Genomic DNA, 26,341 nt, shown 5'->3' with positions numbered 1-26,341 from the left:
CCACAAGGATTTCCCATGTTGTGCAAGAAAATGCTTTCCAGTGCGATGTTGATGACGATGCTGCTGATCGGCCAGTCCATCGCGGCTACCACCTCAGTCAGCACGCCGGATCCTCAATCAGTAAGCTCAACGCCGGCATCCACGCATGTAACCAGCAACGACTGTTCGGCCGGATTCCTCAGTCGCCTTGCCTCGGCCTATCGCGAAGACGCGCAGCCGGCCGACCCGAACGCGCCGGCGCCGAAGCGTCGCGCGATGGATGCGCCGCTCGATTCACCCCCGTTTCCCAGCTCGGAATGGCAGCTGGGTGGTGTGCCTGCGCCCATCGGAGTACCGGACACGAATTCCCAATACCCGCTGGAGAAGGCGCTGGCCTGTACCGCGCTGGGCAGCTGGATGCAGCGCAATCGGATCGAGATCTTCGGTTGGGCCACGCCGTCGGCCAACCTCAGCAGTTCCAGCTTCACCAACTTTCCGCTCTCGTACAACACGCGGCCGAACCGCGTCGAGTTCGATCAGCTGGTGACCAACATCACGCGTGTCGAGGACACCGTGCAGACCGATCATCTCGATTGGGGTTTCAACATCTCCAACCTGTGGGGTTACGACTACCACTACACCACCATGAAGGGTGTCTTCAGCAATCAACTGCTGAACAACCCGGCGCCAGGCCAGCAGCTCAACGGCAAGATCTACGGCGAGGATCCCATGCTGTTCTATGCGGACTTGTATATCCCGTGGGTTGCCGAGGGCATGGTGGTCCGTGTCGGCCGCTGGCTGTCGCTACCGGATATCGAGGCGCAGTTCTCGCCGCAGAACTATCTGATGACCCACTCGATCCTGTACACGGTCGACCCGTATACCCAGATGGGCGTGATGACCACCACCAAGCTCAACGACCAGTGGACGGTGCAGCTTGGCATCAATGGCAGCAACGACACGGCAGTCTGGAATTCAGCCGCACGGCCCACGCTGCAGGCCTGCGTGCGCTGGGTCTCGGCCAGCAACAACGACATACTTTACCCCTGCATCAACAGCCTGAACGGCAACAACTACAACTACAACAACGTGCAGATGTACGTGATGACCTGGGGTCATCGCTTCAGCGAGCACGTGCACATCCTCACCGAGGCGTATCGGATGTTTGGTCGCAACATTCCGGGTTACGGCCCGGGTGGTGCGCCCGGCGTTGCCGGTTCGTCTGCACTGGCGGGCGAAGCCGGCGAGTTCGGCGTGGTCAATTACCTCAATATCGAGCTGGACACGAAGAACTTGCTGTCGATCCGCAACGAGTTCTATGACGACGAGAAAGGCCAGCGCACCGGCTACGCCACGCGTTACAGCAGCCACACCATCGGCCTTACGCATTGGGTGTCGCAGGATCTGGAAATCCAGCCGGAGCTGCGTTACGAGCACTCGTATGACTTGAACGCCTACGACGGCGGCAGAAAGGACTACCAGGCCGTCGCCCTGATCGACGCGATCCTGCACTACTGAGGTGATGACCATGACCAAGCTCTTGCGCAATGCCGTGATGCTGCTGTTGCTGATGACCGTGATCACCGGCGTGCTCTATCCACTGGTGGCCACCGGGCTGGCCCAGCTGGTCTTTCCGCGGCAGGCCAACGGCAGCCTGATCGTGAGGGACGGCAAGCCGATCGGTTCCGTGCTGATCGGCCAGTCGTTCACCGACCCGAAGTACTTCTGGGGCCGGCCGTCGGCGACCACGCCGCAGGCGGACAACGGCGTCAACTCAGGTGGCTCCAACCTGAGCCCGACCAATCCGGCGCTGACCGACGCGGTGAAGCAGCGCATCGCCGCGCTGCGCGCCGCCGATCCGGGCAACACCGCGCCGGTCCCGGTGGATCTGGTCACTGCCTCGGGCAGTGGCCTCGACCCGGAGATCAGTCCGGCGGCGGCGCAGTACCAGCTGGCGCGGGTGGCGAAGGCGCGTGGGCTCAGCACCGCGCAGGTACAGGCACTGGTGAACGAATACACCAGCGGGCGCCAGCTCGGTGTGCTCGGTGAGCCACGGGTCAACGTGCTGCAGCTTAACCTCGCGCTGGATGCGCCGCAGACGCACGGCAGCTGATCGCGCTAACGTAGCGCTATTCACCGGACTGCTTCACGCATGATCGAACCCTGGGCATGACCGAACCCTCCCGCGAAGCGCGTGCCGACGCCCTGCTGAGTACCGGGCAGGATGAGCGCAACCATCGGCTGAAGATCTTTCTCGGCGCCGCGCCCGGCGTCGGCAAGACCTACGCGATGCTGTCCGCCGCGCGCGAGCTGAAGCGGCAGGGCGTGGATGTGGTGGTCGGCGTGGTCGAGACGCACGGCCGCGCCGAAACCGCAGCCTTGCTGGAAGGCATGGAGGTGCTGCCGCGCCGCCAGGTGCGTTACAAGTCGTCCGACGGCAGCGAGCGCGACTTCACCGAGTTCGATCTGGATGCCGCGCTGGCGCGCAAGCCGGCGGTGCTGCTGGTCGACGAGCTGGCACACCGCAACCTGCCCGGCGGCCGGCATGAGCGGCGCTGGCAGGATATCGCCGAGCTGCTCGATGCCGGCATCGAGGTGTACAGCGCACTCAACGTGCAGCATCTGGAAAGCCTCAACGACCAGGTGCGCCGCATCACCGGCATCACCGTGCGCGAGACCGTGCCGGATGCCTTCCTCGATCACGCGCGCGACATCGTGCTGGTCGACCTGCCGCCGCGCGAGCTGATCGGTCGGCTCAAGCAGGGCAAGGTGTATGTGCCGGAGACGGCCGCCGCCGCGCTCGACGCGTTCTTCTCGCCGACCAATCTGGCCGCCTTGCGCGAGCTGGCGCTGGACACCATCGCCGGCCACGTCGACAGCGACCTGCGCGAGCACATGCTGGCGCGCGGCAGCGCGATGACGGTGCGCCGGCGCGTGCTGGCGGCGATCGACGGCCACGGTCAGAGCGAGTACCTGGTACGCGTGGCAAGGCGCATCGCCGAGCGTCGCGGTGCACCGTGGAGCGTCGCCTTCGTCGATACCGGTGCACGGCTGGATCCCGCGCGCCGTGAGCGGCGCGATGCGGCGATGCGGCTGGCGCGCCGGCTCGGCGGCGAGGCGATCATCCTGCGCGGCCATGCGATCGCGGACGAACTGCTGGCACACGCCGATCGCGAGGGCGTCGGCCAGATCATCCTCGGCCGCACCCGCGAACGGGTGGTGGCGCGCATGCTCGGCCGCTCGCTGACCCAGTTGCTGCTGCGTCGTGGCGCACACCTGGAACTGACCATCATCGCCACGCCGAGCGAGCGGGCGGCGTCACGCCGTCGCCTGCGCCTGCCGAACATGCCGGGTGGACTGGGTCGGCGTGGCGAATACCTCTACGCCACCCTGGCCACGCTGGTGGCGCTGGGGCTGGCTTTCATCGGAGACCGCTACCTGTCGGTGGCGAACCTGTCGCTGATCTTCCTCACCGCGGTACTGGTGGTGGCGGTGCGCACTCGCATGGCGGTAGCCGTCTATACGGCCATCTTGTGTTTTGTCGGCTACAACTTCTTCTTCGCGCCGCCACGCTACTCGCTGGACATCGCCAGTTCCGACGATGTGCTGGCGGTAGGCCTGTTCCTGGTCGCGGCGCTGGTGTGCAGCCGTCTGGCGACCCGGCTGGCGCTGCAGGTGGAGTCGTTGCGCGCCGCGCACGTGCAATCGCGCGCGCTGCTCATCCTGGGTCAGCAGCTGACCACCAGCGCCGACGCTACAGGTATTCGTGCGGCCGGCAGCAAGGCACTGGCGCATGCGCTGCGCTGCGAGGCAGCCATCCTCGCCCGCGATGCGGAGCAGGTGCTGCGTGTGGTGGCGAGCGTGCCGCCGGAACGCGCCCTGTCTCCCCAGGACCTGGCTGCGGCTGACTGGAGCGATCGACATGGCGAGCCGGCCGGTCGCTATACCGATACCTTGAATGCGGCGCCATGCTGGGTGCTACCGTTAGGCAATGAGAACCGCCCGCTGGGCGCGATGGCGCTGCGTTTCGATCCGGCGATGGGCGAGCCCGATCCCGACCAGCGCAGTCTCGCGCTGGCGATGACGCAGGACATCGGCCAGGCGCTGGAACGCGCCCGGTTGTCCGACGAACTCGAAGGAGCGCGCGTGCAGGGCGAGACCGAGCGCCTGCGCAACGCGCTGCTGTCGTCGGTGTCGCACGACCTGCGCTCGCCACTGGCCTCGATGATCGGTGCCGCCGGCACCCTGATCAGCTACGAGGAGAAATTGCCGCCGAAGGAACGCCACGAGTTGCTGCAGGCGATCCTCGGCGAGGGACAGCGGCTGGACCGCTATATCCAGAACCTGCTCGACATGACCCGGCTCGGCCACGGCACGCTGAAACTCAATCGCGACTGGACCGACAGCGCGGAGATCGTGGCCGCCGCGGTGACGCGGCTGCGCAAGCTGTTCCCGGAGTTGCGGGTGGAGACGATCACGCCGCCGGAGACGGTGCTGCTTTACGTGCATCCCGCGTTGATCGAGCAGGCGCTGTTCAACATCCTGGAGAACGCCGCGCGTTTTTCGCCGCCGGACGAGCCGGTCCGGGTCAGCGTGCACAGCAGCGGCGAACGCCTGCTGATCGACGTCAGCGATCGCGGCCCTGGCATACCGGAAGACGAACGGGCGCGCATCTTCGACATGTTCTACTCGGTATCACGTGGTGATCGGGCGCCGCAGGGCACCGGACTGGGCCTGGCGATCTGCCGCGGCATGATCGGCGCGCACGGCGGCAGCGTGGAGGCCTTGCCCGGCGACGGCATCGGCACCACCATCCGCATCAGCCTGCCGTTGCCGCAGCCACCCGATGTTGATCAGTGATGCCCGACTCATGACTTCAGCCGCTCCGCGCATCCTGGTGATCGACGACGAAGCGCAGATCCGCCGCTTTCTGGACATTGGCCTGCGCGCCGAGGGCTACGAAGTGCTGCTGGCGGCGACGGCTGCCGAGGGGCTGGCACTGGCGGCCACGCGCACACCGGATCTGGTGATTCTCGATATCGGCCTGCCGGACATGGAGGGGCACGCCGTGCTGGCCGAACTGCGCCAGTGGAGTCAGCTGCCGGTGCTGATGCTGTCGGTGCGTGATGCCGAGAGTGAAAAGGTACGCGCGCTGGATCGCGGCGCGAACGACTACATGACCAAGCCGTTCGGCATCCAGGAACTGATGGCGCGCCTGCGTGCGCTGCTGCGCAACCGGCCGGGCGAGCCGGAGGTGCCACCGCGCTACGACGATGGCCGGCTCAGCATCGATCTGGCCCGTCGCGAGGTGAGTCTGGATGGCGTGCCGCTGGCACTGACCCGCAAGGAATTCGCCGTGCTGGCGATGCTGCTGCGCCATGCCGGCCGCGTGGTCACCCAGCAGCAATTGCTGCGTGAGGTATGGGGGCCGACCCACACCGGCGACAGCCAGTACCTGCGCATCGTGATCGGCAAGCTGCGGCAGAAACTGGGCGACGACCCCACCAATCCGCGCTGGTTGAAGACCGAACCGGGGGTTGGTCACCGGTTCATCGTGGCGTAGCCCGGCTGACGGCCAGAACCCTTGCGGTACCTGGCCTCCGGCACAGACGGCCGGTATCGGAGCCGGCCCACGCCTGGCTGGGCTTAGCACAGGTGGATTCGATCTGCCACGCGGTTATGATAGCCAATCAGTTTCACCACTCCGGCCGCAACCCATCCCATCACTTGCGGCCGGTTCAACAGAGGACAATCCCATGGCACGTGGCGTCAACAAAGTCATCCTGGTCGGCAATCTCGGCAACGACCCCGAAGTCCGTTACACCAGCAGCGGTGCGGCGATCACCTCGCTGAGCATCGCCACCTCGGAAAGCTGGACCGACAAGCAGAGCGGCGAGAAGCAGGAACGCACCGAGTGGCACCGCGTGAAGATGTTCGGCAAGCTGGCGGAGATCGCCGGCGAATACCTGAAGAAGGGCCGGCAGGTCTATATCGAAGGCTCGCTGCGTACCGACAAGTACACCGACAAGAGCGGCGTCGAGAAGTACTCGACCGACATCATCGCCAGCGACATGCAGATGCTCGGTGGCCTCGGCGGCGGTGAGGGCGGTGGCAGCGGCGGCGGGTTCCAGCGCGAGCGTCCGCAGGGCGGTGGCCAGCGCCAGCAGGGCGGTGGCAACTACGGTGGCCAGTCGCGCGGCGGCAGCGAGCAGCGCCAGGCGCCTCCGCCGGCCGACAGCGGTTTCGCGGATGACGAGATTCCGTTCTAGGGATTGCCAGTCGTCGAGCGTTGCAAAGACGAAACAGCCCGCCAATTGGCGGGCTGTTTCCTTTTGAAGCACTGTACTTGGAGCTTTCGCGAAGGCATGGCCATCGCTGTCAGGCAGCGTTACACGATGCCGGGTGCCCTCGAAGGAAACCTCATTTCGCCAGCGATGCACTGTCGATGACGAAGCGGTACTTCACGTCGCCCTTCACCATGCGATCGTAGGCCTCGTCGATCTGCTGCACCGGGATCATCTCGATGTCGGAGACGATGCCTTTTTCCGCGCAGAAATCCAGCATTTCCTGGGTTTCGGCGATGCCGCCGATCAGCGAGCCGGCGATGTTCCGTCGCTTGAAGATCAGGTTGGCCACGCTCGGTGACGGATGCGGATGCTCCGGCACGCCGACCAGCACCAGCGTGCCGTCGCGCTTGAGCAGGCCGGTGAAGGCATCCAGCGAATGGCTGGCGGCCACGGTGTTGAGGATGAAGTCGAAGCTGTTGGCGTGCGCGCGCATCTCGCTCTCGTTGCGCGACACCACTACCTCGTCCGCACCCAGGTCCAGTGCTGCCTGGCGCTTGTTGTCCGAGGTGGTGAACGCCACCACGTGCGCTCCCATCGCATGCGCGAGCTTCACGCCCATATGCCCGAGGCCGCCGATGCCGACCACGCCAACCTTCTTGCCGGGGCCGACGTTCCAGTGCCGCAGCGGCGAGTAGGTTGTGATGCCTGCGCACAGCAGCGGTGCGACCGCGGCGAGCTGCGATTCGGGGTGGCGGATCTTCAGCACGAACTTTTTATCGACCACGATGCGCTGCGAATAGCCGCCCAGCGTGTGTCCGGGCGCGTCCGCGGTCGGGCCGTTGTAGGTGCCGACGAAACCGTTCTCGCAATACTGTTCCAGGCCCTCGTCGCAGGCCGCACAATGCTGACAGCTGCCGACCAGGCAACCCACGCCCACGGTGTCGCCGACCTTGAAGCCGGAGACCTCGCTGCCCACCGCGCTGACGTGGCCGACGATCTCGTGGCCCGGCACGCAGGGATACAGCGTGCCGCCCCATTCGGAGCGCACGGTATGCAGGTCGGAATGGCAGACGCCGCAATAGGCGATGTCGATCTGCACATCCTGCGGGCCGGGTGCACGGCGCTCGATGTCGATGGATTGCAGCGGCTTGTCGGCGGCGTGTGCGCCGTAGGCTTTGGTGGTCATGGGGTTTTCCTTGCTGGTGGCTTGGATCAGGGGTGCTGAAGTAATGGGGTCAGGGTGTCGGCCCTGCAAGATATTCCTCATCGGTGACCTTCTCCATCCACTCGACCACCTTGCCGTCCTTCGCTTCCTGGACGGCGATATGGGTCATCGCGGTGGTCGGGGTGGCGCCGTGCCAGTGTCGATGGTTCGACGGGCAGCAGACGATGTCGCCGGCGTTGATCTCCACGATCGGGCCGCCCTCGCACTGGGTCCAGCCCTTGCCGGCGGTGACGATCAGGATCTGTCCCAGCGGATGGGTATGCCAGGCACTGCGCGCACCCGGCTCGAAGGTGACGATGCCGCCGGACACGTTCGCGCCACCGATGCCCTTGAACGGCGAATCGATGCGCACCTTGCCGGTGAAGTACTCGGCCGGCCCGGTGACGGAGGGCAGCGAGCCGTTGCGGATGATTTCCATGGTGAGCAATTCCTGTGGGTGGACGGAAACGTATGCGGAGTGATGCACAACACTTCGGCTCTCGTCATTACGGGGGACTCTCCGCCGTCATTCCCGCCTTCGCGGGAATGACGACATAAAAGCTCACGCTAAGGTGCCCTCGTTGATCACCCTTATGGCATTCAATGTGCGTGGATAACCGATGAAGGGCAAAAGCTGCGTGATGGTGGCGATGAGCACCTGGCGATCGTTGCCGACGGCCAGGTTCCCCGCGACGTGACCGGCCAGTTGTGGTTCGCAGCCACCGAGTGACGCGAGGATCGCGAACGTCAGCAGTTCGCGAGTGCGCAAGTCCAGGCCGTTGCGAGTGTAGTAATCGCCGAAGCAGTTCGCTGACAGGAAACGCTGGATGTGCAGCTGATCCTTCGGCGACTGCGCGACCATCGCATCGATGCGATCGCCGAAGATCCGCTTCTGCGCTGCCCGTCCCTTCTCGAACCGCGTGTCCGCCGTCGTGGTCGACTGCTCCGGCAGCGGCAAGGCGATGCCGCGGCTCACGAATACCTCACTGGTGGCATGCAGGAAATCGAACAACCTGGCCATGCCCACGTAGGGCAGTGCCTGATACAGGATTTCCCTGGCCTCGACCGGCGTCACGCCGACGTTGAGGGCTGCGCCAAGCATCACGCGGTATTCGTTTACGGCCTGGCAGGCGATCAGCGCCGCCAGTTGAACCATCAGGCGCAGGCGGACATCCATGTCGGCGGCTTCGATCACCTCGTCGAACGCCCAATTGTCGAAGGTCTCGATCAGCTCGGGATCGCTGACCTTCAGCGTCGAGACGTGATTGGGAAACAGCTGGTCGTGATTGCGTTGTGCGGTTTCGGTGATTGCCATGGTGCTGTCTCCAAATTTCGTTCTGCTCGTCGGATGCCGGGAGCATCGAAAAACTTTCCAATCTCGTCATTCCAGTGGCTGTTGAAAGCCGCAGGGATGACGAACTTGAGGTGAAATTATTCGAAGCTCCCTGCCGTAACGATCACTCACTTGCCCGCGCGCGCGGCCAGATGGGCTGGATAGCGATCACCCTGTACCTGGATCTGCGACACGGCGTCTTCGATCTGGCGCAGTTCGACCTTGCCCAGATCGATCGCGGCGGCACCGATGTTTTCCTGCAGACGATGCAGCTTGGTGGTGCCGGGAATCGGCACGATCCATGGCTTCTGCGCGAGCAGCCAGGCCAGCGCGACCTGTGCGGGCGTCGCCTGCCTGCCGGCGGCGATCCTGCCGAGCAGATCGACCAGCGCCTGATTGGCCTGGCGCGCTTCCGGCGAGAAGCGCGGCACGAGGTTGCGGAAGTCGTCCTTGGCGAACGCGGTACTCGCATCGATCTTGCCGGTGAGGAAGCCCTTGCCGAGCGGGCTGAACGGAACGAAGCCGATGCCCAGCTCCTCGCACACCGGCAACACGTCCTGCTCGGGCTCGCGCCACCACAGCGAATACTCGCTTTGCAGCGCCGCGACCGGCTGTACCGCATGCGCTCGGCGAATCGACTGCACGCCGGCTTCCGACAGGCCGAAGTGCTTCACCTTGCCCTCGGCGATCAACTCCTTGACTGCGCCGGCCACGTCTTCCATCGGCACGTTCGGATCGACGCGGTGCTGGTAGAACAGGTCGATGCGATCAGTCCGCAGCCGCTTGAGCGAAGCGTCGGCGACCACCCGGATGCGCTCCGGCCGGCTGTCCATGCCGGTCTTCGAGTCGCCGTCCTTGAAGCCGAACTTGGTGGCGATCACCACCTTGTCGCGGATCGGTGCGAGTGCTTCGCCGGCCAGTTCCTCGTTGGTGAACGGGCCGTAGGTCTCGGCGGTATCGAAGAAGGTCACGCCGGCCTCGAACGCCTCGCGGATGAGTTGGATGGCTTCCTGTTTGCCCGGGCCAGGGCCGTAGCCGAAGTTCAATCCCATGCAGCCGAAGCCGAGCGCGGAAACCTCGAGTCGGCTGTTTCCCAATATGCGGCTTTTCATTTCATTGATTCCGATAGTCCAGGAATTACAGTCCGGTCATTTTCAGTACGCTCTCGGGCAGACGAGCGCCCTGCGTCGTGATTTTCGAGGCGGCTTCGTCGATCTCACGCAAGTCAACGGCGGTGAGGTCGACGGCAAGCGCGCCAAGGTTCTCGTCAAATCGATGCAGTTTCGTGGTGCCGGGAATCGGCACAATCCACGGCTTCTGCGTAAGCAGCCAGGCGATGGCAATCTGTGCGGGCGTCGCGCCCTTGCGTGTAGCTACGCTGCGCACGAGATCCACGAGTGCCATGTTCGCCTTCAGCGCTTCCGGCGCGAAACGGGGAACTGCGGTGCGGAAGTCCGTGCTCTCGAACCGGGTAGTTTCGTCGATCTTGCCGGTGAGAAAGCCCGCACCCAGCGGACTGAATGGCACGAAGCCGATACCCAGTTCTTCCAGGGTCGGCAGGATCTCGGTTTCCGGTCCGCGCCACCACAGCGAATACTCGCTCTGGACGGCGGCAACCGGCTGCACCGCGTGGGCGCGGCGGATGCTGCCGACACCTGCTTCGGACAGGCCGAAGTGCCTGACCTTGCCTGCGGCGATCAGATCCCTGACTGCGCCGGCCACTTCCTCCATCGGTACGCTCGGGTCGACGCGGTGCTGATAGAACAGGTCGATGCGGTCGGTCCTGAGCCGCTTCAGCGACGCTTCGGCGACCGCCTTGATGTGCTCGGGACGGCTGTTGACGCCGCCGCGCCGTTCACCGGTCTGCAGGTCGATGTCGAAGCCGAACTTGGTCGCGATCACGACCCGGTCGCGTACCGGCGTCAGCGCCTCGCCCACCAGCTCCTCGTTGGCAAACGGGCCATAGGACTCGGCCGTATCGAAGAACGTGACACCGCGCTCCACGGCGGCTCGCGTGAGCGCGATCATGTCCTGCCGGTCACCCGGCTGCCCGTACGCGGAAGTCATGCCCATGCAACCGAAGCCGATGGCGGAGACTTCGAGGCCGCTGTTTCCAAGAACCCGGGTTCTCATGGTGTTTCTCCAAGGCAGGTGTTGCGGCATTGACGGCGCCGATGACCTTCAGGCCTTTACCAAGGCTGCTGCGCGGATGCAGGCCGTGCATTCTGCTGCTGGCCTGTCAGGTGGCAGATCCCGTTATCGGAATGCGTGCAGTTTGTGCCGCCGGGGCTTGTTTGATTAGACGGGATAATTCGAATGCTCTTATGATCTGAATTCATCAATGGATGGCCGGCACATGGCACGCGAGAACTACAACGACCTGCTGGCCTTCCTCGCGGTGGCACGCGAGCGCAGCTTCACGCGTGCCGCCGCGCAGCTCGGTGTGTCGCAGTCGGCACTCAGCCATACCATCCGCGGGCTGGAGGCACGGCTGGGGCTGCGCCTGCTGACCCGCACCACGCGCAACGTGGCCCCCACCGAAGCGGGCGAGCGACTGGCCAGCGAGCTGACGCCGAACTTCGAGGACATCGACGCGGCCTTGGCCAATCTGAGCGAACTGCGCGACAAGCCAAGCGGAAGTTTGCGCATCACCACCGGCGAACATGCCGCGAGCAGCATCCTGTGGCCGGTGCTGCGCAAGCTGTTGCCCGAGTACCCGGACATTCGCGTCGAGGTGATCAGCGATTCCAGCCTCACCGACATCGTTGCCGAGCGCTTCGATGCCGGCATCCGCCTCGGCGAACAGGTGGCCAATGACATGATCGCCTTGCCGATCGGTCCGCCGATGCGCATGGCCGTGGTCGGTTCACCGGACTATCTGGCCTCGCGCCCCAGGGTGAAGACGCCACGCGACCTCACCGGCCACGACTGCATCAATCTCCGTTTCCTCACACGCGGCGGCCTGTACGCATGGGAGTTCGAGAAGAAGGGCCGCGCGCTGAACGTACGCGTGGAAGGAAGGCTGACCTTCAACAACACCCGCCACATCATCGCGTCGGCGCTCGATGGCTTCGGCCTCGCCTGCGTGCCCGAGGACATCGTTCGGGTCGACATCGCCGACGGCAAGCTGCAACGCGTGCTCGCCGACTGGTGCCCGCCTTTCCCCGGCTACCACCTCTATTACCCGAGCCGGCGCCAGCACTCGCCGGCGTTTTCGCTGCTGGTGGAAGCCTTGCGTTATCGGGGAGATGCACCGCACGGGTGATCTGCGGCAGCGGTGCGGCATGGTTGCGGGCATGCCGCAGGACTCATGCAGGTGGCGAACCCTTTCGACCGCGGACGTGGGCCGTGGCATTTCCTGCAGGACATCTGCCCGTCACAGCGAAGTCGTCAGCCGTGTCAGCCATTCGGGGCTGATCGACAGGAGAAAGCCTTCAAGCCGGCGGTCGAGGCCGGTGAGGATGAGTACGCCGAGCAGCACGAACAGACCGCCCATCACCGACTTCGCGACATGTCCGACGGATGCCAGTGAACCGCGCACCCGCATCATCGTCGCGTGCGACAGGCCACCCAGGATCAGCAGCGGAAACCCGGCGCCCAGTCCGAATACAAGCATGAGCAGGCTGATCTGGACGAGATCCCTGCCTTGTGCCGCCAGCGTGGTGGCGGCACCGAGCGTGGGGCCGACGCAGGGGCTCCAGACCAGGCCGAGCAGCAGGCCGATCAGGAACTGGCTGAGCGGGCCTTCGCCCTTGATCGCACCGAGCGCGCGCTGACCGGTCGAACCGAGGCCCGAGCTGAAACGCGCGAATCCGGCCTGCAGCCATGACGAGAGCATCACCACGCCGAACAGCACCATCAACGTGGCAGCTACGTGCCGCATCGTCTCGGGGCCCAGGCCGATGGATGCGCCCAGGGTGGCGATGAAGATGCCGACCAGCGCGAACGACAACGCGAGTCCCAGCGCCAGCGCCGCCGTGCCAAGGCGATGCCGGGACAGTGCCGAGGCGATCAGGATCGGCAGGATCGGCAGCACGCACGGCGAGAGGATGGATGCGACGCCAGCCAGAAAGCTCACCGCATATGTGCCGATGCCGAAGTCCATTACAAGGCCTTCAGCAGCGTCGCGCGGATTGCCGGCTCTGCGGTCTGGCCCGTGGAGCGGGTGACTTCGTGGCCCTGCCGGAAGACGACGAAAGTCGACTGCTGTGTGACCTTCAACGTTTTCTCCAGCGCGGTTTCGGTGTCGTAATCGGCCTCGAAGATCGTCACCGGTTTCAACTGTGGTTCTGCGGCAAGCCGGGCCACGATCGGCTGCTGCACGCGACAGGTCGGGCACCAGTCCGCATGGAAATAGACGACTACCGGCTGACCAGACGCCCTGGCCTGCTCGAAGCGGGCCTGGTTGAACGGCACTTCGGCCGCCAGTGCGCTGCCGGCCAGCATCAGGGAAAGTGCGCCGCCCATCAAATATTTGCCTATGCCTGTTTTCATGGTGGTACCCGTAGTCATGGAAAGTGTGCCGATGGACTTCGTCGACGTGATTCGACGTGATGCACCCAGCTTTTCGTTGCCGGGATCGCCCCGGTTACCTGTGCGGCCACCGATCAGGCATGCGTGCGAATGCCGAGCCAGCGCGCCAGCAGCGTGTCGAGGCTGGCCTTGCCGGGGCCGGCGATGAGCAGCCAGAAGAAGATCAGGCTGTAGACCACCTCGTCCGCCTCGACGTAATCGTCCAGTCCCATGAGGTTGGTCGATACCACCAGGGTCACGGCGACGGCCATGTTGATGAGCATCGGTATGCAGATCAGCCGGGTGCACAGACCGAGCATGATCAGCAGCCCGCCAAGCAGTTCGGTCCAGGCCGACAGGCCGGCGCTGAACGCGGGGTAGGGGATATGCCAGCCGACAAAGCGCTGGGTGAACCCGTCCAGGTTCTGTACTTTGGCGATGCCCGTTTCCAGCCAGAAATAGCCGAACACGAGGCGTGGCACGAGCGGGCCGATCCAGCGTCCGGCGTGGAGCAGGTCGAGCAGGCGTGAAGCCTTGTCAGCGATGAACTGGCGCATCATGGGAGTCCTGTGAGCATGGGTGTGCCAGCATCATGCGGGTGGTCATCGGCGCCCCGCCATGTTCGGGCGTCCACGCTTTCTTGCCGTGCGTCCGGTCGTGCCCCGGCTTGCTCGATGCCGGACGATCGGGCACAAAAACAGGATGCGCGGGAACAGTCAGCAGCCACGCTGATGCAGAGAATGCGATTGTCGGAACGGGTTCAAGGCGGTACGAAAACCCAGCCCGGCAAGATCTCCCTCATGCCGCACCGATGCGGCCCACATGACTTGTCAGGAGTTACTTTAATGAAGACCAACAAACTCAACGGTGCCGCGATGGCCATGATGGTCGCCGGTATGTTCGCCGTGTCCTCGATGTCCGCTGCCGTCGCTGCTCCGAGCGGTGCCGGCAGTGCGGCCGCGGTCAAGTGCATGAACTCGTCATCCTGCAAGGGTCATGGCGCGTGCAAGCAGGCAACCAATTCGTGCAAGGGTCAGAACTCGTGCAAGGGTCAGGGTTTCACCATGCAGAAGACCCAGGCCGACTGCACGGCTGCCCAGGCAGCCAACAAGTCTTCCTGATACCGCCAGAAGGGCTTTCCGGCGTGGCTGGAAAGCCCTTCTTCTTCAAGTTGCCTGCTCACGGTCTCCGATGCCATGACTACCGAGACAAACTCTCGCAAGCTGCCCTGCCTGGGTTATGGCCTGGGTCTGCGCGTCGAGTATTACGAGGCATTGCTCGAGAACCCTGGCCATGTCGAGTGGCTGGAGGTTGTTTCCGAGAATTACATGATTCCCGGCGGGCGCCCGCTGGTCTGGCTGGAAAAATTCCGCGAGCGCTTCCCGCTGGCGATGCACGGCGTATCGATGTCGATCGGCAGCACCGATCCGCTGGATGAGGGTTATCTTGCCCGCCTCGCCGCGCTGGCACGGCGTGTGGAACCCGCATGGATCTCCGACCACCTGTGCTGGACCGGGGTGCAGGGCGTCAACCTGCATGATCTGATGCCATTGCCCTATACCGAGGAAGCGCTCACGCATGTCGTCGATCGGGTACGGCGCGTGCAGGACGTGCTGGGCCGGCGCATCCTGCTGGAGAATGTTTCCAGCTATATCAGCTTTGCCGATTCGCAGCTCACCGAGTGGCAGTTTCTGGCCGCGGTGGCCGAGCGCGCGGACTGCCTGATCCTGCTCGACATCAACAACATCCATGTCAGCGCGCACAACCACGGGTTCTCGCCGCTGGATTATCTCGACGGCATCCCGGCTTCACGCGTGCAGCAATTCCATCTGGCCGGTCATGAGCATGGCGGGCATCTGCTCATCGATACCCATGATGCGCCGGTCGTCGATGCAGTGTGGGAGCTCTACATCGAAGCCGTGCGTCGCTACGGCAGGGTCTCGGCGATGATCGAACGCGACGACCACATGCCGCCGCTGGCCGAGTTGCTGGCCGAGCTCGATCATGCGCGTTTGCTGGCGATGCCCTTGCTGCAGGAGGCGGCATGAGCAGCCTGCAGGCGTTGCAGCAGCACCTGCTGCAAGCCGTGCTGGCCGACCAGTCGCCGAGGCTGCCCGAGCTGCATGCCGATGCACGCGCCGATGCCGCGAGTCGGCTGGCCATCTATCGACATGGTTACCGCATCCGCCTGCGCGACGCGCTGGCCACGGAATTCCCGGGATTGGCCATGATGGCAGGCCGGCGTTTCGGCAACCTGCTGGAAAGCTATGTCGAGGCGCATCCTTCCGGCCACTACAACATCCGCTGGCACGGTGCCGGCCTGGCAGCGTTTCTGGAGTACACGCTGCCCTGGCGCGACAAGCCCGAGTTGGCCGAGATGGCAGGGCTGGACTGGGCCATCTCCACGGCATTCGATGCGGCCGATGAGCCTGCGCTTGCCACGACGGATCTGGCCGGCGTGCCCGCCGATGCATGGGCGGACCTGCGCCTGCGTCCGCTCGCGCACCTGCAGGTGCTGTCGACCCGGCACAACGTCGAGTCCTTCCGCCGCGCCGCCGATCGCAGCGATCCGCGCCCGCGCCGGCGTCGCTATGACAAGTCGCGTCATCTGCTGGTCTGGCGCCAGTCGCTGACCGTGCGCTACCGGCAGATCGAGGCTGACGAACGCTCCGCGCTGGCAGGAGCCATCAATGGCGAATCGTTTGCGTCGTTGTGCGAGCGTCTTGCCGAACATCACGATCCGGCGATCGCGATGCGGCGTATGGCCGGCCTGCTGCAACAGTGGCTCGGCAGTGGGCTGATCGGCGGCTGGTCGTTGCCTTGAAGGTATCTGCCTGGTCGCCCCGGTCTGCGCCGGTGTCCATGGGGGTAAATCGGACGTGTAACCCTCAACGTGCTTCCGACGAAGTAAGCCATAGAGCTACTCGACGGAAGGACGTCCCGTGTATATCGAACTCAATCCGATGTTGTCCGACGGGCCGCGTCCCACGCTGATCGAACCGGCGCTCGAGTCGTTGCTCAATCAGTCCATGCTGCGGGTGGATGTCGTCGCCGAACTGCACCGCTGCGGCTCATGGTTTCTCGACGAGCCACGCTATCATTGCGGCCTTTTCCATCTGGTTGGTGCAGGCCGGTGCCAGGTTCATTGCAGCGCACTGGAACACGCACTGGATCTGGAGGCGGGCGATCTGGTGATCTTTCCGCACGGCGACCCGCATCGACTCGGCGCGGTCGGCCACACGGCTTCGGAGCACGCCGATCGCACCAGTCTGATCTGCGGCGAACTGCACTTCTCGGGCAACTCGCAACATCCGCTCAGCCATGCATTGCCTGCCTGCTTCGTGGTCCGCTCGAAAGACGCCGGCAACACCTTCCGGCAGTTGTCGCGCATGATGGTCGAGGTGGTGAATGCCGGGTTGTCCGGCCGGCAGGTGCTTCTGAACAAGCTGGCCGATGCCATGTTCGCGCTAGCCGTCTGTGACTACGTCCATCGCGCCGGCGAGCGGCGCGGCGTGTTTGCGGCATTGTCCGACGCGCGCATCTCCAGAGTGCTGCAGGCTGTGCATGAAACTCCGGGTCATGCGTGGACCATGCAATCGATGGCCTCGCATGCCTGCATGTCGCGCTCGGCGTTCGCCGAGCGCTTCACGCAGTTGATGAAGATGCCGCCGATGCAATACGTCACGCAGTGGCGCGTGAGCATCGCCGAACAATTGCTGCGCACCCGGCAGCAGTCTGTGGCATGCATCGCCGAGCAGCTCGGTTACAGCAGCGAGGCGGCGTTCCGGCGCCTGTTCAAGCGGGTGAGCGGGATCAGCCCCGGCCGGATCCGTGCCGATGCCGCCAGCCGGGTGCTGAACTGAGCCTCCGGGGCGGCATCAGCCCGACGGGTACACGTGCAGCAATTCGTGGCAGGCACCCATGGTGTGGTAATCGACCTTGCCGGCCGGGCTTTTCTCGTCGTCGTACTTGCGGTTGTCGCGGGTGAGAATGCGGTACCAGGCACCGTACTGGTGATCGACGAAATGCTCCCACGCGTATGCCCACAGCTTCCCGTACCAGTCGTCATATACGGCCAGGCCGGTGCGCGCATGCAGCAGCGCGGCGGCGACCAGCGATTCGGCCTGCACCCAGAAATACTTGTCGTCGTCGCACACGCTGCCGTCCGGCGCGAAGCCGTAGCAGATGCCGCCGTATTCGTTGTCCCAGGCACGCGCCAGCGCGGTGTCGAACAGCTGCTTCGCGGTCGGCAGCAGCCAGTTTTCCTCGCGGCCGCGCTCCAGCAGCAAGGGTTCCAGGATCAGCAGCAGCTTGGCCCATTCGGTCTGGTGACCCGGCTGGAAACCCCACGGGCGGAACAGGTGTTTCGGATCGTCGCGGTGGTAATCCCAGTCGATCTTCCAGTCGCTGTCGTAGTGCTCCCACACCAGTCCGCCGGCCTTGGCCGCCTGGCGGCGTGTCATGTGATCGGCGAGGGTGAGCGCGCGTTCCAGGTAGCGCGGCTCGTCGCTGGCCTGGTAGGCCGCCAGCATCGCCTCGCACATGTGCATGTTCGCGTTCTGTCCGCGGTAGTCGCTGAAGTGCCAGTCGGCATCGGCCTCGTCGCGGTACAGCCCGGCATCGGCATCCCAGAAGTGCCGCTCCAGCAGCTGCCATGTCTCGTCCATCCATGCCGCGGCTTCGGCGATGCCGGCCTTGCAGGCGGTGGCATAGGCGAGCAGCACGAAGGCCACGCCATAGGCGTGGTTGGTGCGGTCTTCCGGTTGGCCGTCACGGATCGTCCAGGCATAGCCACCGCTGCGCGGATCGCGGTGTACCTCGCGCAGGTAGCTCAGGCCATGTCGCGCCGCAGCCAGATAGTCACGGTTGTCGAACTCGAGCGCCGCCATCGCATAGTTGAAGACGAAGCGCGTGCTGCTGACCAGGTGACGATGGCGGCGATCGTAGATCGTGCCGTCGTCCTTGAAATAGTGGAAGAAGCCGCCGTCCGGATCGATCGCACGCGGGTGATAGAACGCCATCGTCTGTGCGATATGGCTGCGCAGGAATGCGGCGGAACGGAAGTCGGGCATGGCGGGAGCGGCACTCATGCCTGTTGCTCCATGAAAGCCAGCACTTCGTCGCCGCGCGGCATCGCGGCGAACGAACCCTGGCGTGTGACGGTGAGCGCGCCGCAGGCAGCGGCGAAGCGCAGCATGGCGTGCAGGCGCGGCAGTTTGGTGACGAGCTGGTCGATCCGGTCCGGTCCGGCCGCAAGCTCGGCGAGGCAGCACAGCAGGCCACCGACGAAGGCGTCACCGGCGGCGGTGGAATCGACCACGTCGACCGGATAGCACGGCAGTTCACCGTCGGCATCGGGATGGAACCAGCGCAGCGGCTTGGAGCCATCGGTCACCACCACCAGCCGGGTGCGGCCCAGCCACAGCCGGTCCAGTGCGGCCTGCTCGCCATCCACCGCGAGCCACGCGAATTCCTCTGCGCTCAGCTTCACCACATCGGCCAGATGCAACGCCGGCCACAGCAGCGGCTGGGGATCGGGGCCGGCCGGCCACAGCGCCGGACGCAGGTTGAGATCGAAGCTGACGAGTGCGCCGGTGGCGTGCGCGCGTTGCATGCCTTCGCGGGTGGCTGCGGCCAGCGCCGGGTCGGTCATGCTGTTGGAGCAGACATGGAACACGGCGACATCGCGGAACGTGTCAGCGCGGAAATCAGACGGACGGAACAGCAGGTCGGCCGTGTTCTCGCGATAGAAACTGAAGCTGCGTTCGCCGTGGGCATCCAGCGTGACGAACGCGAGCGCGGTATTCGCCGCCTCGGTGCGCACCACGTCGTCGGTGCCGACGCCGGCATGCTGCAGGCTGTCCAGCAGGAAATCGCCGAAGCGGTCATGCGACAGCATGCCGGCGAAACGTGCCGTGCCGCCGAGCCGGGCGGCGGCCACCGCAACGTTGGCCGGGGCACCGCCGGCAAACGGCACGAACTGCCGCGCAAAACCGGAGCCGGCGCCGCCTTCGGCATGAAAGTCGATCAGCGCCTCGCCGAAGCACAGGATGGGTGGTTTGGACATGCGGATGATTTCTCGGAATGGGAAAGGCTCGGGCAGCGCAACGCCCCTTTCAGCCGGCTTGCGGCAGGTTGCGCACCCTGGAGCCGCGGATGCCGTAGAACACGATGTACAGATAGCAGAGCAGCGGCAGGAAGAACGCATGCTGCAGGCCGATGTGGTCGGCAAACACGCCCTGCACATAGGGAATCACGGCACCGCCCACGATCGCCATGATCAGCAGGCTGGAGGCCTTGCTGGTCATCGGCCCCAGCCGCTCGATGCCGAGCGCGAAGATGGTCGGGAACATGATCGAGTTGAACAGGCCGATCGCGATGATGCTGTACACCGCGATGTCGCCGCCACCGAGCATGGTGGTCAATACCAGCAGGGCATTGATCGTGGCGAACAGCGCCAGCAGTTTTCGTGGTGAAAACTTCGCCATCAGCGCCGAACCGATGAAGCGGCCGACCATCGCGCCACCCCAGTACCAGGACACATAGTGTGCTGCCTGCTGTTCGCTCATGTGGCCGATATCGGGCATCGACAGGTAATTGACCATGAAGCTGCCGATCGACACTTCGGCACCGACATAGAAGAAGATGCCGAGCACGCCGAACAACACGTGCGGATGGCGCAGCACCTCGATGAAGCCGTGCTTGTCGTGGTCGCCCTTGTCGGTGGCCTCGCTCAACGCCGGCAGGCGGAACAACCATACGAAGATCGCCAGCAGGAACAGCACCACGGCCAGCCCGATATAGGGGAACTGCACCGCCTGGGCCTGCTGGGTGTCATAGAGCAGCCGCTGGGCCGGCGCCAGCGCGGCCAGCTCGTCGGGATTCTTGACGACATTGGAGAGGATCAACAGGCCGCCGAACAAGGGGGCCAGCGTGGTACCCAGCGAATTCAGCGCCTGCGCCAGGGTCAGCCGGCTGGAACTGGTCGCCTCAGGTCCCAGCAACGCCACATACGGATTGGCGGCCACCTGCAACACCGTGATGCCGGTGGCCAGTACGAACAACGCACCCAGGAAGGCGGGATACAGGTGCAGGTCGGCAGCAGGCCAGAAGCCGAGTGCACCGAGTCCGGCGATCGCCAGTCCGGCGACGATGCCCTTCTTGTAGCCCAGTGCGGCGACCAATCGCCCGGCCGGCAGCGCCATCAGAAAGTACGCGCCGAAGAAGGTGAACTGCACCAGGATCGCCTGCGCGTAGCCGAGCTGGAAGATCGATTTCAGGTGCGGAATCAGGATGTCGTTGAGGCAGGTCAGGAAGCCCCACATGAAGAAGATCGTGGTGAGCACGCCGAGCGCCATCGGGTAATCGGTGTAGCGCTGGCCGGATGAACCAGTGGTGGCGGATGACTGTGGCGCAGTGGCAAAGGCCATAGGGGGTCCCCTGGATGGAAAGGTCAGACGGTGATTGGCGGGCAGCTGCTTTCGCGGATGACCAGTTGCACCGGCGCGATGGTGCGACGGGTGCTGGCCGCCGGTTCGCGCAGGCGTTGCAGCAGCAGTTCGGCGGCCTGACGGCCGCGTGCGCGCGGTGCCGCGCTGAGCGTGGTCAGCGGCGGCATGCTCACGGATGCCTCGGCAATGTCGTCGAAGCCGGTCAGGGCGAAGTCGCGACCCGGTTGCAGGCCACGCTGGTTGAGACCGAGCATCAGGCCCAATGCAACGGCATCGTTGTAGCAGACCGCCGCGGTCGGTATCGGCGTGCTCGCGAACAGTGCGGAAGTCCGGCCGGCGGCATCGAGCCGGGTCGGCGCGCACTCCACCTGCCAGTGCGGTTCGATGTGCAGGCCGGCCGCCTGCATCGCTTCGGCATAGCCGGCGTGGCGCTGGCGACAGGAGCTGGAGTCGCGATGGCCGCCGAAGAACGCGATGCGCCGGTGGCCTTGCGCGATCAGGTGTTCGGTAGCGAGCCGGGTGCCGCGCTGGTTGTCCAGCATCAGCAGATCCCAGTGCGCGTATTCCGGCAGGTCGCCGCCGAGTTCTCGGTTGAACAGCAGCAACGGCGTCTGTGCGCCCATCGCGGCCAGCACCTGCTGTGCGTTGCTGCCTTCGGCCGGCGACAGGATGATGCCGGCCGGTCCGTGTTCGATCAGCGAGCCGAGCACCGCCTGTTCGCGCGTCGAGGATTCGCTGGTGCAGCCGAGCAGGGTGACGAAACCGGCATCGCCGACCGCAGCGTCGACGCCCGCGGCGAACTCGGCGAAGAATGGATTGGCCAGGTCGTTCAGTACCAGCGCGATGCTGGACGAAGTACGCCGGCGCAGATTGGCGGCGGCACGGTTGTAGACGTAGCCCTGCCGGCGCAGTTCCTCCTCGACGCGGGCACGGGTGTGCTTGTTCACCAGCGGACTGCCGCGCAGCACCAGTGAGACGGTGGCGCGTGAGACATCGCATTCCCTGGCGATGTCATTGAGGGTGATCTTGCGATGGACAGGGTGGGTGCTTTCCGTGGCCATGGCCGGCTATCCGCTGATTGGAACGATCCAAATGTAACCGAAATCGAGCATGCAACGGCATATTGCAGTGCGGCATGCATCGGCCGCGAAACGAATGCTAACGTACAGAAATAGATCGATCTAAATTTTCAGTGGACAGCACCTCGATGGTTCGCGCAAGCAGCTCGTGTGCGTGAGTGACGAGACAGGCCGCACACAGGATCGCTGCCTTGGGTAAGGGGTCGGGGATGTTCACAGCTGCCATGACCGGACTTGTTGCTGCGCCCCCACGACATTGCTGCCGCGTACAGGTATCAACATGATCGCCTCGATCAACCCAGTGAGATCACGCGCGCACCGGTTGTGCATGGAGCGAGGCCTGATCCGGGCAATCATTGCTCTGGTGGCGCTGATGCTGCCGCTGCATGGCATGGCGGCATCCCTGACTACGCAGATGCTGGACGGCGGCTGGCAGTTCCGGCTCGCTCCGGGTGACGGCCATGCCGCAGCTCACCCGCAGGCCGCGCGCTGGCAACCCGCCGCCGTGCCCGGCACCGTGCAGACGGACCTGCTGGCGGCCGGCCTGGTCGCTGATCCGTTCCATCGAGACAACGAAGCGCAGATTCAGTGGGTGGGCCTGTCCGACTGGCAGTATCGGTCGGTGTTCAACGTGGACCGCGCCACGTTGGCACGCAAGCACATCGAGCTGGTGCTGGACGGCCTGGACACCTTTGCGGACGTCTATCTCAATGGCAGCAGGCTGATCGCCGCCGACAACATGTTTCGCCGCTGGCGGATACCGGTGAAGTCACTGCTTCGCGAAGGCGCGAATACGCTGGAAGTGCGGCTGTACTCGCCGATCAAACGCCTGCAGCCGTGGCTGCTCAAGCAGCCCTATGCATTGCCGGGTGAGTTCGATTCGTCTTTCGGTGACGAACCCAAGGGCAAACAGACGGCCAATTACCTGCGCAAGGCCAACTATCAATACGGCTGGGACTGGGGCCCGCGCATCGTTACCGAGGGCATCTGGCAGGACGTGCATCTGGACAGCTGGGATGTGCTGCGCGTCGCCGATTTCCACATTGCGCAGACGCATATCAGCGCCACCGCCGCGCATGTCGACGCGCAGTTCGAGATCGAGGCCGATGCCAGTCGGCCACTGCACGTCGACGTCGAGGTAAGCGGTCCTGACGGCAAGCCGGTCGCGCAGGTCGAGCGTGACGTCACGGTCGATCCCGGCAGCAACCCGGTCAGCGTGCCGTTGCGCATCGCCAGTCCGAAGCTGTGGTATCCGGCCGGGTACGGCGCGCAGGACATGTATACCTTCAAGGCCAGCATCCGCGATGCCGATGGCGAGCAGTACAGCGCCCGGCACGCCACCGGCCTGCGCACCGTCGAACTGCGCCGGCAGAAGGACCAGTGGGGCAGGAGTTTCGAATTCGTCATCAACGGCATCCCGGTGTTCGCCAAGGGCGCCGACCTGATTCCCTTCGACAGTTTTCCGACACGTGTCAGTGATGCGCAGGTGCGCCACGTGCTGGAATCCGCGCGCGACGCCAACATGAACATGCTGCGCATGTGGGGTGGTGGCTATTACGAATCGGACCGTTTCTACGAGATGGCTGATCGCCTCGGCATCATGATCTGGCAGGACTTCATGTTCGGCGGTGCGATCCCGCCGCACGATGTGGCTTTTACGGAGAACACGCGGCAGGAAGCGATCGAGCAGGTCAAGCGACTGCGCGACCATCCCAGCATCGTGTTGTGGTGCGGCAACAACGAGGTGCAGACCGGCTGGGAATCCTGGCCAGATCGCGAGGCATTCAAGAAGACGGTCTCGCCGGACGAACGCGAGCGCATCGTCACCGGCATGGTCAATCTGTTCGGCAATGTGCTGCGCGACGTGGTCACCCGTTACGACAGCGATGTACCGTACTGGGCGAGTTCGCCGAGCACCGATTACGACGGCCCTGCCAACGTGCTTGATGACGGTGATTACCACTACTGGAACGTGTGGTCGGGTGAAGCGAAGCCGGCCACCGAGTACCTCGACATCACACCGCGTTTCCAGTCGGAATACGGTCTGCAGTCGTTTCCGGTGATGCGCACGATCCAGGCGTTTGCCGATCAGGGCGACTTGCAGCCGGAATCGCCGGTGATGCGCGCGCACCAGAAATACGACAGCGGCAACGGCAACAAGCGTCTTCTGCTTTACATCTCGCGCAGTTACGGCACTCCCAGGGATTTTTCGTCTTTTGTCTATCTCGGCCAGGTGATGCAGGCTGATGGCATCCAGCTGGCGGCGGAGCATCTACGCGCCGCCAGGCCGCAATCGATGGGTTCGCTGTACTGGCAGCTCAATGACGTCTGGCCTGGAGCGTCGTGGTCGAGCATCGACTACTACGGTCGCTGGAAGGCGCTGCAGTTCCATGCACGCCGCTTCTATGCCCCGTTGCTTGTTGCTGCCCTGCGGCACGATGGCAGCACCATGGTTTCGCTGGTTTCCGACCGCACGACATCTCTGCCTGCACGCTGGCGCATGCGCGTGATGAACTTCGCAGGCAAGGTGCTGGATGAACATGAGGAATCGGTGACCCTGCCTGCGCTGACCAGCATCCGGGTCGCCAGCTACACCGACGCCCAGCTGCTCAAGGGTGCGGACCCGCATGCGACTTTCGCCGTGTTCGAGCTGATCGATGGCGAAAGGACGATATCGCGGAACCTGGTGTTCTTCGACGATGCCAGGAACCTTCGGCTGCCTGCGCCACAGGTCCGGTCCAAACTTGAGGTGGCGCCGGATGGCTACACGTTGACCCTCGGCGCCGACAAGCTCGCACGCGATGTCTGGGTGTCCTTCGGCGATCTCGACGCCGAGGTTTCCGACAACGCCTTCGATATCCTGCCCGGACAGAGCGTGACGCTGGTCGTGAAGAGCCGGGTTGCGCTTGACCGGCTGCGGCATGCGTTGCAGATACAGAACCTGGCCGATGCCATGACGGGAGTGCCCCGCTGATGTCCACTCCGACGCGCCGTGATTTCCTGAAATGGTTAGGTGTCGCTGCCTCTGGCGCCGCTGCCGGAGTGCTGCCCGCTCTGGCGCAGGCACGAGTGTCGTCGAATGACATCAGGTCGACCTACGCGAGCAAGCGCCCTGCGCCAGGCAAGCGCAAGTTTGCCAGCGACGCCGTCGAGCGCCAGCTTGCCCGGGTGAAGTCCGTCATCGACGATCCCAAGCTGGCGTGGATGTTCGAGAACTGCTATCCGAACACGCTGGATACAACCGTCGAGCTCGGTACGCTGGACGGCAAGCCGGACACCTTCATCATCACCGGCGACATCGATGCCATGTGGCTGCGCGATTCCTCCGCACAGGTGGTGCCGTATATTCCGCTGGCCGACGGTGATCCCGCACTGCGTCGACTGTTCCGCGGGTTGATCCGGCGCCAGGCGCGCTGCATCCGCATCGATCCGTACGCGAACGCGTTCATGCCCGATCCGCATGCGCCGCCGCTGTCCTGGGCACGCCACGACAGCACCGACATGAAGCCCGGCGTCGGTGAACGCAAATGGGAGATCGACTCGCTCTGCTATCCGATCCGGATGGCACATGGCTACTGGCAGGCCACGGCGGATACGGAACCGTTCGACGACGACTGGCGTGCGGCCATGCAGCTGGTGCTCAAGACCTTCCGCGTGCAGCAGCGCAAACATGATCGCGGGCCTTACCACTTCCAGCGCGAGTCGGAAGTGCCGACCGATAGCCAGTTCCTCGGCGGCTACGGCAACCCGACGCGGCCCAACGGCATGATCCATTCGATGTTCCGTCCCTCCGACGATGCCTGCCTGTATCCGCTGTTCGTGCCCGCGAACCTGTTTGCCGTGGTCAGCCTGCGCCAGCTGGCGCAGATGAGCCGTGCCATCCACCGGGATCTCGCCTTCGCTGCCGATTGCGAAGCACTCGCCGATGAAGTGGAGCAGGCAGTACATCGCGACGGGCGCATGCACGATGGTGATGGCCGCGACGACGGCCACGATTATTGGGCGTACGAGATCGACGGTTTCGGCAACCAGTTGTTCATGGACGATGCGAATGCGCCGAGCCTGCTCAGCCTGCCGTATCTGGGTTGCTGCCATCGCAACGATCCGCTGTATCGCCGCACGCGTGACCTGGCATGGAGTGCGCGCAATCCGTATTTCTTCAAGGGCCGTGCGGCGGAAGGTATTGGTGGCCCGCACGAGGGGCTGCGCATGATCTGGCCGATGTCGATCATGTTGTATGCACAGAGCAGCGACGATCCCGCGCAGATCCGGCAATGCCTGGGATGGTTGCGCGATACCGATGCGGGCAGCGGCTTCATGCATGAGACCTTCGACCAGGATGATCCAACGCACTACACCCGGCCCTGGTTCGCCTGGGCCAACAGCCTGTTCGGCGAGCTGATCGTCGACCTGGCCGGACGACAACCCCAGCTGCTGCGGCGCGCCTGAGCGCGGCGTGATTCCACGCGGCACATGATTGACGAACTGGAGAGATG

Annotated in this window: 24 protein-coding genes; 12 read left to right on the top strand and 12 right to left on the bottom strand. The window is 64.5% G+C overall.

What is annotated here, in order from left to right; all coding sequences use genetic code 11:
• The first annotated feature begins 15 nt into the window (after positions 1 to 15).
• The 5 genes from ACYVKM_RS01810 to ssb all read left to right on the top strand — a co-directional run bounded on the left by ACYVKM_RS01810 (position 16) and on the right by ssb (position 6,248).
• The gene (locus ACYVKM_RS01810; RefSeq protein WP_460875293.1) at positions 16 to 1,497 is read left to right on the top strand and encodes an outer membrane beta-barrel protein; all 1,482 of its coding nucleotides are present in this window, start codon (positions 16 to 18) and stop codon (positions 1,495 to 1,497) included.
• 10 nt (positions 1,498 to 1,507) lie between these two features.
• Complete coding sequence (gene kdpC / locus ACYVKM_RS01805; RefSeq protein WP_460875291.1) at positions 1,508 to 2,092, top strand: potassium-transporting ATPase subunit KdpC; 585 nt, start codon at positions 1,508 to 1,510, stop codon at positions 2,090 to 2,092.
• A gap of 56 nt (positions 2,093 to 2,148) precedes the next feature.
• Entirely contained in the window at positions 2,149 to 4,839 is a 2,691-nt protein-coding gene (locus tag ACYVKM_RS01800) for an ATP-binding protein (protein ID WP_460875290.1), read from the top strand.
• Positions 4,840 to 4,849: 10 nt separating this feature from the next.
• On the top strand, positions 4,850 to 5,542 hold the full coding sequence (locus tag ACYVKM_RS01795; protein ID WP_460875289.1) for a response regulator: 693 nt from the start codon (positions 4,850 to 4,852) through the stop codon (positions 5,540 to 5,542).
• A 193-nt stretch (positions 5,543 to 5,735) separates the two neighbouring features.
• The gene (gene ssb, locus ACYVKM_RS01790) at positions 5,736 to 6,248 is read left to right on the top strand and encodes a single-stranded DNA-binding protein (protein ID WP_460875288.1); all 513 of its coding nucleotides are present in this window, start codon (positions 5,736 to 5,738) and stop codon (positions 6,246 to 6,248) included.
• A gap of 151 nt (positions 6,249 to 6,399) precedes the next feature.
• Here the strand turns inward: ssb and ACYVKM_RS01785 are convergent, their stop codons facing one another.
• The 5 genes from ACYVKM_RS01785 to ACYVKM_RS01765 all read right to left on the bottom strand — a co-directional run bounded on the left by ACYVKM_RS01785 (position 6,400) and on the right by ACYVKM_RS01765 (position 10,936).
• Positions 6,400 to 7,452 carry an NAD(P)-dependent alcohol dehydrogenase gene (locus ACYVKM_RS01785; protein ID WP_460875286.1) on the bottom strand — a complete coding sequence of 351 codons (1,053 nt, stop codon included), beginning with the start codon at positions 7,450 to 7,452 and terminating at the stop codon, positions 6,400 to 6,402.
• Between the two features lie 49 nt (positions 7,453 to 7,501).
• Positions 7,502 to 7,909, bottom strand: coding sequence for a (R)-mandelonitrile lyase (locus tag ACYVKM_RS01780; protein WP_460875284.1), 408 nt, complete (start codon positions 7,907 to 7,909; stop codon positions 7,502 to 7,504).
• Positions 7,910 to 8,032: 123 nt separating this feature from the next.
• Entirely contained in the window at positions 8,033 to 8,785 is a 753-nt protein-coding gene (locus tag ACYVKM_RS01775; RefSeq protein ID WP_460875282.1) for a carboxymuconolactone decarboxylase family protein, read from the bottom strand.
• 146 nt (positions 8,786 to 8,931) lie between these two features.
• Positions 8,932 to 9,915, bottom strand: coding sequence for an aldo/keto reductase (locus tag ACYVKM_RS01770; protein ID WP_460875280.1), 984 nt, complete (start codon positions 9,913 to 9,915; stop codon positions 8,932 to 8,934).
• A gap of 25 nt (positions 9,916 to 9,940) precedes the next feature.
• A complete protein-coding gene (locus ACYVKM_RS01765) occupies positions 9,941 to 10,936 on the bottom strand; it encodes an aldo/keto reductase (RefSeq protein WP_460875277.1) in 996 nt (331 codons plus the stop codon).
• A 223-nt stretch (positions 10,937 to 11,159) separates the two neighbouring features.
• On the opposite strand from ACYVKM_RS01765, the gene ACYVKM_RS01760 reads away from it, so the two are divergent.
• Positions 11,160 to 12,068 (top strand): LysR family transcriptional regulator, encoded by a 909-nt coding sequence (locus ACYVKM_RS01760; protein ID WP_460875275.1) that lies wholly within the window; start codon positions 11,160 to 11,162, stop codon positions 12,066 to 12,068.
• A 111-nt stretch (positions 12,069 to 12,179) separates the two neighbouring features.
• Here ACYVKM_RS01760 and ACYVKM_RS01755 read toward each other — a convergent pair whose 3' ends face one another.
• From ACYVKM_RS01755 to ACYVKM_RS01745, 3 genes are all read right to left on the bottom strand, one after another.
• Entirely contained in the window at positions 12,180 to 12,908 is a 729-nt protein-coding gene (locus ACYVKM_RS01755; protein WP_460875273.1) for a cytochrome c biogenesis CcdA family protein, read from the bottom strand.
• Entirely contained in the window at positions 12,908 to 13,297 is a 390-nt protein-coding gene (locus tag ACYVKM_RS01750) for a thioredoxin family protein (protein ID WP_460875272.1), read from the bottom strand. Before ACYVKM_RS01750 ends, ACYVKM_RS01755 begins: the two co-directional genes overlap by 1 nt.
• Positions 13,298 to 13,410: 113 nt before the next feature.
• The gene (locus ACYVKM_RS01745) at positions 13,411 to 13,872 is read right to left on the bottom strand and encodes a DoxX family protein (RefSeq protein ID WP_460875270.1); all 462 of its coding nucleotides are present in this window, start codon (positions 13,870 to 13,872) and stop codon (positions 13,411 to 13,413) included.
• Positions 13,873 to 14,160: 288 nt separating this feature from the next.
• Between ACYVKM_RS01745 and bufA2 the strand changes: the two genes are divergently transcribed.
• The 4 genes from bufA2 (at position 14,161) to ACYVKM_RS01725 (ending at position 17,178) form a co-directional block, all read left to right on the top strand.
• Positions 14,161 to 14,436, top strand: coding sequence for a BufA2 family periplasmic bufferin-type metallophore (gene bufA2, locus ACYVKM_RS01740; protein WP_460875268.1), 276 nt, complete (start codon positions 14,161 to 14,163; stop codon positions 14,434 to 14,436).
• A gap of 75 nt (positions 14,437 to 14,511) precedes the next feature.
• Positions 14,512 to 15,363: an MNIO family bufferin maturase gene (bufB, locus tag ACYVKM_RS01735; protein WP_460875267.1), complete on the top strand. Its 852-nt coding sequence runs from the start codon at positions 14,512 to 14,514 to the stop codon at positions 15,361 to 15,363.
• A complete protein-coding gene (locus ACYVKM_RS01730) occupies positions 15,360 to 16,139 on the top strand; it encodes an HvfC/BufC family peptide modification chaperone (protein WP_460875266.1) in 780 nt (259 codons plus the stop codon). The genes bufB and ACYVKM_RS01730 overlap by 4 nt, the downstream gene beginning before the upstream one ends.
• A 118-nt stretch (positions 16,140 to 16,257) precedes the next feature.
• Complete coding sequence (locus tag ACYVKM_RS01725) at positions 16,258 to 17,178, top strand: helix-turn-helix transcriptional regulator (RefSeq protein ID WP_460875265.1); 921 nt, start codon at positions 16,258 to 16,260, stop codon at positions 17,176 to 17,178.
• Positions 17,179 to 17,193: 15 nt separating this feature from the next.
• Here ACYVKM_RS01725 and ACYVKM_RS01720 read toward each other — a convergent pair whose 3' ends face one another.
• The 4 genes from ACYVKM_RS01720 to ACYVKM_RS01705 all read right to left on the bottom strand — a co-directional run bounded on the left by ACYVKM_RS01720 (position 17,194) and on the right by ACYVKM_RS01705 (position 21,827).
• Positions 17,194 to 18,405 (bottom strand): AGE family epimerase/isomerase, encoded by a 1,212-nt coding sequence (locus ACYVKM_RS01720; protein WP_460875264.1) that lies wholly within the window; start codon positions 18,403 to 18,405, stop codon positions 17,194 to 17,196.
• A complete protein-coding gene (locus tag ACYVKM_RS01715; protein ID WP_460876488.1) occupies positions 18,402 to 19,388 on the bottom strand; it encodes a carbohydrate kinase family protein in 987 nt (328 codons plus the stop codon). The genes ACYVKM_RS01720 and ACYVKM_RS01715 overlap by 4 nt, the downstream gene beginning before the upstream one ends.
• A gap of 43 nt (positions 19,389 to 19,431) precedes the next feature.
• The gene (gene fucP, locus ACYVKM_RS01710; protein WP_460876486.1) at positions 19,432 to 20,673 is read right to left on the bottom strand and encodes an L-fucose:H+ symporter permease; all 1,242 of its coding nucleotides are present in this window, start codon (positions 20,671 to 20,673) and stop codon (positions 19,432 to 19,434) included.
• 95 nt (positions 20,674 to 20,768) lie between these two features.
• Positions 20,769 to 21,827: a LacI family DNA-binding transcriptional regulator gene (locus ACYVKM_RS01705; protein WP_460875262.1), complete on the bottom strand. Its 1,059-nt coding sequence runs from the start codon at positions 21,825 to 21,827 to the stop codon at positions 20,769 to 20,771.
• 391 nt (positions 21,828 to 22,218) lie between these two features.
• On the opposite strand from ACYVKM_RS01705, the gene ACYVKM_RS01700 reads away from it, so the two are divergent.
• Both ACYVKM_RS01700 and ACYVKM_RS01695 read left to right on the top strand, forming a co-directional pair.
• Positions 22,219 to 24,819 carry a beta-mannosidase gene (locus ACYVKM_RS01700; RefSeq protein WP_460876485.1) on the top strand — a complete coding sequence of 867 codons (2,601 nt, stop codon included), beginning with the start codon at positions 22,219 to 22,221 and terminating at the stop codon, positions 24,817 to 24,819.
• Positions 24,819 to 26,294 (top strand): glycoside hydrolase family 125 protein, encoded by a 1,476-nt coding sequence (locus tag ACYVKM_RS01695; protein WP_460875260.1) that lies wholly within the window; start codon positions 24,819 to 24,821, stop codon positions 26,292 to 26,294. The genes ACYVKM_RS01700 and ACYVKM_RS01695 overlap by 1 nt, the downstream gene beginning before the upstream one ends.
• Positions 26,295 to 26,341 lie beyond the last annotated feature (47 nt).

It is taken from the genome of Rhodanobacter koreensis (assembly GCF_054782855.1).
This window is presented reverse-complemented; position numbering and strand designations above follow the sequence as displayed.

Bases quoted from the DNA above. Each gene is read 5' to 3' on its own strand.
- ACYVKM_RS01810 (WP_460875293.1), top strand. From the start codon at position 16: ATGTTGTGCAAGAAAATGCTTTCCAGTGCGATGTTGATGACGATGCTG.
- kdpC (WP_460875291.1), top strand. From the start codon at position 1,508: ATGACCAAGCTCTTGCGCAATGCCGTGATGCTGCTGTTGCTGATGACC.
- ACYVKM_RS01800 (WP_460875290.1), top strand. From the start codon at position 2,149: ATGACCGAACCCTCCCGCGAAGCGCGTGCCGACGCCCTGCTGAGTACC.
- ACYVKM_RS01795 (WP_460875289.1), top strand. From the start codon at position 4,850: ATGACTTCAGCCGCTCCGCGCATCCTGGTGATCGACGACGAAGCGCAG.
- ssb (WP_460875288.1), top strand. From the start codon at position 5,736: ATGGCACGTGGCGTCAACAAAGTCATCCTGGTCGGCAATCTCGGCAAC.
- ACYVKM_RS01785 (WP_460875286.1), bottom strand. From the start codon at position 7,452: ATGACCACCAAAGCCTACGGCGCACACGCCGCCGACAAGCCGCTGCAA.
- ACYVKM_RS01780 (WP_460875284.1), bottom strand. From the start codon at position 7,909: ATGGAAATCATCCGCAACGGCTCGCTGCCCTCCGTCACCGGGCCGGCC.
- ACYVKM_RS01775 (WP_460875282.1), bottom strand. From the start codon at position 8,785: ATGGCAATCACCGAAACCGCACAACGCAATCACGACCAGCTGTTTCCC.
- ACYVKM_RS01770 (WP_460875280.1), bottom strand. From the start codon at position 9,915: ATGAAAAGCCGCATATTGGGAAACAGCCGACTCGAGGTTTCCGCGCTC.
- ACYVKM_RS01765 (WP_460875277.1), bottom strand. From the start codon at position 10,936: ATGAGAACCCGGGTTCTTGGAAACAGCGGCCTCGAAGTCTCCGCCATC.
- ACYVKM_RS01760 (WP_460875275.1), top strand. From the start codon at position 11,160: ATGGCACGCGAGAACTACAACGACCTGCTGGCCTTCCTCGCGGTGGCA.
- ACYVKM_RS01755 (WP_460875273.1), bottom strand. From the start codon at position 12,908: ATGGACTTCGGCATCGGCACATATGCGGTGAGCTTTCTGGCTGGCGTC.
- ACYVKM_RS01750 (WP_460875272.1), bottom strand. From the start codon at position 13,297: ATGAAAACAGGCATAGGCAAATATTTGATGGGCGGCGCACTTTCCCTG.
- ACYVKM_RS01745 (WP_460875270.1), bottom strand. From the start codon at position 13,872: ATGCGCCAGTTCATCGCTGACAAGGCTTCACGCCTGCTCGACCTGCTC.
- bufA2 (WP_460875268.1), top strand. From the start codon at position 14,161: ATGAAGACCAACAAACTCAACGGTGCCGCGATGGCCATGATGGTCGCC.
- bufB (WP_460875267.1), top strand. From the start codon at position 14,512: ATGACTACCGAGACAAACTCTCGCAAGCTGCCCTGCCTGGGTTATGGC.
- ACYVKM_RS01730 (WP_460875266.1), top strand. From the start codon at position 15,360: ATGAGCAGCCTGCAGGCGTTGCAGCAGCACCTGCTGCAAGCCGTGCTG.
- ACYVKM_RS01720 (WP_460875264.1), bottom strand. From the start codon at position 18,405: ATGAGTGCCGCTCCCGCCATGCCCGACTTCCGTTCCGCCGCATTCCTG.
- fucP (WP_460876486.1), bottom strand. From the start codon at position 20,673: ATGGCGCTCGGCGTGCTCACCACGATCTTCTTCATGTGGGGCTTCCTG.
- ACYVKM_RS01705 (WP_460875262.1), bottom strand. From the start codon at position 21,827: ATGGCCACGGAAAGCACCCACCCTGTCCATCGCAAGATCACCCTCAAT.
- ACYVKM_RS01700 (WP_460876485.1), top strand. From the start codon at position 22,219: ATGCTGCCGCTGCATGGCATGGCGGCATCCCTGACTACGCAGATGCTG.
- ACYVKM_RS01695 (WP_460875260.1), top strand. From the start codon at position 24,819: ATGTCCACTCCGACGCGCCGTGATTTCCTGAAATGGTTAGGTGTCGCT.